The 6,302-nt window shown below is 37.4% G+C and carries 6 protein-coding genes; 2 read left to right on the top strand and 4 right to left on the bottom strand.

Annotation, left to right across the window (positions count from 1 at the left end):
* Positions 1-292: 292 nt before the first annotated feature.
* Together I6F40_RS15205 and I6F40_RS15200 are read left to right on the top strand one after the other, a co-directional pair.
* Complete coding sequence (locus tag I6F40_RS15205; RefSeq protein WP_166376580.1) at positions 293-568, top strand: MetJ regulator of methionine regulon; 276 nt, start codon at positions 293-295, stop codon at positions 566-568.
* 42 nt (positions 569-610) lie between these two features.
* The gene (locus I6F40_RS15200; protein WP_166376579.1) at positions 611-1,195 is read left to right on the top strand and encodes a hypothetical protein; all 585 of its coding nucleotides are present in this window, start codon (positions 611-613) and stop codon (positions 1,193-1,195) included.
* Between the two features lie 22 nt (positions 1,196-1,217).
* On the opposite strand, the gene rluF is transcribed toward I6F40_RS15200, so the two are convergent.
* From rluF to I6F40_RS15180, 4 genes are all read right to left on the bottom strand, one after another.
* Positions 1,218-2,255 (bottom strand): 23S rRNA pseudouridine(2604) synthase RluF, encoded by a 1,038-nt coding sequence (rluF, locus tag I6F40_RS15195; RefSeq protein WP_197193173.1) that lies wholly within the window; start codon positions 2,253-2,255, stop codon positions 1,218-1,220.
* A gap of 86 nt (positions 2,256-2,341) precedes the next feature.
* Positions 2,342-3,412, bottom strand: coding sequence for a DUF418 domain-containing protein (locus tag I6F40_RS15190; protein WP_197193177.1), 1,071 nt, complete (start codon positions 3,410-3,412; stop codon positions 2,342-2,344).
* Positions 3,413-3,436: 24 nt separating this feature from the next.
* A complete protein-coding gene (locus tag I6F40_RS15185) occupies positions 3,437-4,660 on the bottom strand; it encodes an HDOD domain-containing protein (RefSeq protein ID WP_166376577.1) in 1,224 nt (407 codons plus the stop codon).
* Positions 4,661-4,751: 91 nt separating this feature from the next.
* Positions 4,752-6,287 (bottom strand): glycogen synthase, encoded by a 1,536-nt coding sequence (locus I6F40_RS15180; RefSeq protein ID WP_197193176.1) that lies wholly within the window; start codon positions 6,285-6,287, stop codon positions 4,752-4,754.
* Between the last annotated feature and the right edge of the window lie 15 nt (positions 6,288-6,302).

Genomic DNA, 6,302 nt, shown 5'->3' with positions numbered 1-6,302 from the left:
TAAAGGCTGAAACCAGTTTTAGTAAAGGTATGCCAGCAAAGCAGAAGAAAGCGATGCGCAGTACAGCTTATCTTGAAAAGGTATTGAATTTATAGTGTTTTTTCATGCTCTTGCCCTGGGTGTACTTGCTAATGCACAATATAAATCAGGCTTTACTGTATATACGCCCAATATAGCGACATAAAGAGGCCATTTAATGGATTTAGGCAAAATTTGAATTCGAAATATAGTAAAATTATGTTGGCTAGACTTAGTGGCGTTTTAGTATCTAACTCAATATTATGGAAAAGCCTTGGAAAACTTTAAAATTGCAGTACTAATAGCGGGCAGTCTTTTTATACTTTTTGTTTATTTACGCTTTATAACTGACAATAATGGTAACGTGAACTTAAACAACTACCGATTTACAGGTGGTTTACTGTTTATGATTTCAGGCATGGTTGATTGTACACGCGACATAGCTAAACACCTGCGCTCTAAAAACGCATTATCGGCCATTGCAATTTATTTAGGTATACTCTTATTTTATATTGGCTTTAACATTTTAAAGCTAAACATTAAGCGCTAATTTGATCTTTATACACAGCAATATTTTATAAGCGGATAACCTGTGACCTTTAAACAACTATTCAATAGCGCCCTGTTATTTTTAACAACGGCTCCCCCACTGTTTTTGCTTACATGGGATGAACAAACCGATCCCGCTTTTATTTCCAACGGTATATACGACACTTTAACATTTACGCTATTTCCTATAATGACGATAGTGTTGTCGGTAATTTTTTTTAGGCACTTATATAAAAAATATAATAATAACTTTGAATTTAAACATACAGTTAAAGATTATATTGATGTACACGGAAAGTTTCGCTCGGTATTTCTACCAATCGGTTTACCTATTTTAATTTACTTATGGTTGTGGACGTCGGTATGTATTTCAGTAAAGTTACTGGCCAATAAATACAGCGATAATATATGGCAGCAAGAATATCAGTTACTCGAAGTAGGTACTTGCCCAACTGATTATGAATACAGTTGCTCAAAGCTGACTGTGCTTGACTTAAAAAGCTACAGAAAACACAGTTTTAGGTGGTATTTAGATAAGAGTAAGCTGGTGAGTTTGCAAAATAACAACGTAAACTTAGTGGGCGTTAAAAGCCCACTGGGCAATATAGTACAAGAAATACAGTGGTAGTAGAATACCACTTAGCTGCACATTATTTTTTTAGACTGAGAATACGGTCCGAACTTGGTTTTGCGTCTGATTTAGCATTAGACGATTTGTTTTCTTTAATGCTTTTTGGCTTACCCACATATGTAGTAGAACGCTTTTGATATGGCGTGTTACTACGCTCATTTTTACGTTCGTCGCTAGTATTAGTACGTTGAGAGTTACGATTTTTATTGCGTTCAGTACTGCGCTCAGCATTTAGATCACCGTTGTTAAATCGGCGTGGGTTTTCGCCCTGAAAATCGCGTTTTTTAGGCGCTAAAGGTGTATTATTTTCTGATTGTTTATTAGTATCAAGCGAGTGCTCTTGGGTTTTACCAGAATCAGAAATTGAATCGTTTATTTGCGCCATTTCAATATCTGACAAATGACGCCACTGCCCTACTTTTAAACCTTTAAGTGTTACGTTCATTATGCGCGTACGTTTTAGCGTTACAACTTCGTAGCCTAAATACTCACACATACGGCGTATTTGACGGTTTAAACCTTGAGTAAGTACTATTTTAAATTCTTTTGGGCCACTTTGCGTTACTTTACATTCTTTAGTGACGGTATCTAAAATAGGCACGCCATTCGCCATTTTTGTAACAAACTGACGATTAAGCGGTTTATCTACCGTAACTACGTATTCTTTTTCGTGATTATTACCCGCACGCAAAATTTTATTAACGATATCGCCTTCGTTAGTTAAAAATATAAGCCCTTCAGACGGTCTATCTAAGCGCCCTATTGGGAATATACGCGTAGGATAATTTACCGCTCGTATAATGTTACTTTGAATTTTACTTTCGGTAGTACACGTTATGCCAACAGGTTTATTGTAGGCAATGTAAACGCGCTTTGGCGTCGCTTTAAGAGGCTTACCATCAATTAATACAACATCGGTAGCGGCTACTTTTACGCCCATTTCTGGTGAGTAGCCATTAACGCTGACACGACCTTGCTCAATATATTTATCGGCTTCGCGGCGTGAACAAAATCCTGTTTCACTAATAAATTTATTTAAACGTTTTAATTCGGTCATGGCACTTATAGCGTAGTAATTTTTAAGGCGAGTAGTGTAAACCACCCACACTATTTTTTCGCCCCTAATTTACTATTTATAGACGTTTAAGCAGTAATTTTTGCTTTCGTTAATTTACGCCATACAAATTCAAGCGGGCCTTGGTTAAAATAGCGGCTGTATATAAAGGTAAATATGAGCTGCAGTGCAACTAAACCCGTTGCTACTAACCAGTAATCAATACGATTAAAACTGAGCACCCAGTGTGTAAATAGCACTTTATATAACAATAGTTGTATGAGTGTTTGGCCAATATATAAAGTAAATGCTAAGCGCCCCGCTTGTTGAATAAGCGTGCCAACGTGTGCGCTGTTATTGCAAAATTTAACAATTAAATGAATATACAGCGTAGCCATACCTAGGGCCGCAAACATATTTACAAATTCTTGCACCCCATATCCTAAGCTGCCACTAAGCTGTGATGCATAAAGCCTAACACCACAAAAAACTAGGGTCACTGTACCGCAAACTATTAATTGCTGAGTCGTTAAGCCTTTACTAAAAACATCTTGTTTATATAAATAAATGCCAATGAGCATAAGACCCACGCACATCCACATTGTCATTATTGGCACCATAACAAGCATCAATGTGTTCATGGCGAGGTTACTAATAAAGTAATCAATATAGTGTGGGTTATATAAATCTATAAACTGTGCTGAATCACGGTAAATCACTTCATCGGGTATGCTAGATACAATAAGCACAGTAGCTACACCCGATAACAAAATAAACTCAAGTCCTCTTTTTAAAAGAACAGTGTTATCACTCTCTAAATATTTAATAACAAACCAGCCAGATACACCGTAAACAAATAAAATATCACCTGCCCAAAGTAAAAAGCCATGTGCTAAACCAAAGAGGATTAACCAATAAAGCCTACTTTTTAACTGCACCTCAGATTTGTAACGTTGCCACTGAATGTAAAGCCCAGCACCAAAAAGCAAACTAAACAGTGTTCTAAAACGCCCGTCTACAAACAAACTGCTAAAGGTGTGAATAATTGAGTCGCTAACAGGAGGATTAGTTAAAGAGGTATACCCGTATTCAAAAAGGCCGAAGGCATAAGCATTCATGTAAACTAGGCCAAGCACGGCAACACCGCGAATAAAGTCCATATTATAATTGCGCATAAACAGGGATTAATATCCTTTAATATTATTTTTGTAGTTATCTGCCCAATCAACTGCTTGCTGATATATAGCTGGTAATTCTTTACTATCAATATTTAGTAAAAGAACTGCTTGCTCGAGCGCCCACCAGCTTCCTGTTTCGTAATTTTTTACAATATTAACGATATAATAGAGGGTGTTTTTTTCTTCTAAAAGTGCTGCTTTTATGTCATTAGGGAAAGGTAATTTTTCAACAAGTAAACTCATTGGTTGATCAAGTATTGCATCAAGCAGTGAAAATAACCCTGTTAAAAATGCTTCACCTACTTGTTGCTTTGCTACTTTTTTAGCTACCAACTCACAAAAACGGGCTCTTACAACGCACATTTGCATAAGTTCTGAAGGCTTTTTACCTGCGGTATGAGCGGTAACTATCAGACTCACAAACTTTTTAAGACGTTCATGCCCTAAATACACAAGTGCCTGCTTTAATGAGGATATTTGGCTTTGTATAGGAAATACGTCGCTGTTTATTAATCTTAGTAACTTATAAGCTAATGCAGCATCTTGTTTAAACAGGCTTGCAATCGTTTCGATGCTTGGGCTTTGTTTCATTATTTCTGCGTATACAGCAACGACTAGAGCATAATTATAATCAATATCATTTTGTTTGATCATAGTTGGCTTAGCAAAAAAATAACCTTGAAAATAATCAAATCCCATTTTATGAGCTAATTCAAAGTCTTCCTGTGTTTCGAGTTTTTCAGCTAACAACTTAATTTTGCTATGTTTCTGTAGCTTTTTTATTATAGGTGCTATTTCATTAAGCGGTGTGATTGTAATATCAAATTTGACCAGTTTAATTAGCTTTAAAAAACGATCCCATTGCGGCTTATAGACAAAATCATCAAGTGCTAACTTATAATTACGATGGAATAAATCTCGGCATAACTTATAATTACAGTCATTTGGCTCAATCGTCTCTAGCAATTCAATAACGACATCTTGGCAAGGTAAAAAAGCACACAAATCGAGTTCCAAAGACTCAGGACCTACATTTATAAGCGCTTTTTTTCCTGAAGTAATATGGCGAGTACCAAGATTAAGTTGGTTCTCCATGATAAGGCGAGCTGTTGCCTTACCTTCGGCAATTCCAGGAAAGTAATTTTTCGGACTATCTCTAAATAGCAACTCGTAGGCGACTACGTTTTGACGACGATTAAATATTGCTTGTCTTGCAACAAATACAGGCACATTACCTACTTCTTTAAATTTACATCAGACTATGTAACTAATAACTTAAATAGACTATGATGTCACTTTACTGCGATGAAATAGTTACCATTTAACTATATAAGTTCGATATATAATCAGTTGCAACTTGGGTCCACGAAAAACGTGCTTTCTTAGCATTAGTTTTAATTTTTCGCCATTTTTTAGGGTTTTCCTTTTGCAGTATCAGCGTTTCACGCAGACATGTTAATAACGCATGCACTTGTTCATTTAAAGATGCAGCATTAAAACTAAAACCATTTTCATGATGTTTTACCGTGTCTTTTAATCCGCCAACGCTATGTACTAAACACGGTTGTCCCGCACGCATGGCTAACATTTGACTAATACCACAAGGCTCAAATGAACTCGGCATTAAAAACAAGTCACCTAGCTGATACATTAAATCGCCAACACCTTGACCATAGCCCTTCAAAAATAAAAGATTAGAATTACGCGCCATTGCTTTGGTAAATATGCTTTCGAGCTCTTTATCACCCGAGCCTAGAATAATAAGTCTGCCGTTATGTTCATTAATGACTTGGCACACTTTATCAATAGCTAAAGCCTCATTAACCTGCTGGCACAATAACAACACTTTTTGCTCTGTAAGTCGGCCAACGCTTGTGATTAATGGGCCATTATTAACCGTTGCTTTAAATTGCTGTAGTCGTTGGTGGGCAATATAGTAGCCGCTTTGTAACTGCTCGCTATTTGCCATCCAAGTAAATAAAGTGTTCTCTGCTTGGCTATAAAAATCAGCGAGAGTTGCTCCTTCAAGTGCATTGCTTGGATATTCGCAGCCATTTAAAATACCGACAAGCTTACCTTGGCTTGCTGCATTTTGCAGATCTTGCTCAAGCCCTTCGCCACCAAAAAAACCATGCTCGTAATTACTAGGTTCAAGAACCTCTTGGCTGTAGGTTGGTGATACAACATGTATTTTATCGCAAAGATTTATTGCACTGCGCATAGGATTAAAGCAATGAGGGTAACGCGGGTCGCATAGTTGCTGGCCATTATAACTAAGTGACGGAAACCATGCCTCTAAGCTTGAGTCGTCGTGTTTAAAAGGTCTTATACCTTGCAGTGCAATATTATGCACTGTGTAGGCAATATGTAATGTGTTAAGTGAGCTATAACGGGGCTCAAACTTAAGTAAAACTGCAACGCAGGCACTGTGCCAATCATGTAAATGTAGCGCTGTAGGGCGCTTTAATACACCTTGTAATAATGCTTCGCAGACGGCTGCGTTAAATAAAGCAAATTTAGTCGCATCGGTTGCAAAAGGTCTCCCCGGTGCATCGTTACAATATACACTTCCTGATTCACTAAATAGCGGGTGGCTAATAAAAATTTGGCTTACATTATTTTGGGCTTGTTGTACTTTAAAAAAGGTTAATACATGGGGTTGAGCATTAAATGCAACGGTTACTTCACCTATATAAATACGCTCAAGAGGCTCAAACCCGTAGTCAGGAATAACAACGTCAACCGTTATACCTTGCTTTGCGAGCGCCCTTGGGGCATCGCGTACTACATCTGCCACACCGCCTACTTTTGCGCCTGGTAACGCGTCATTTTCTGCTGCAACCATTAATACATGCATTAATCTACTACTTCC

Source organism: Pseudoalteromonas sp. SWXJ133 (assembly GCF_015864365.1).
In the GTDB taxonomy this organism is placed as follows: Bacteria; Pseudomonadota; Gammaproteobacteria; order Enterobacterales; family Alteromonadaceae; genus Pseudoalteromonas; species Pseudoalteromonas arctica.
This window is presented reverse-complemented; position numbering and strand designations above follow the sequence as displayed.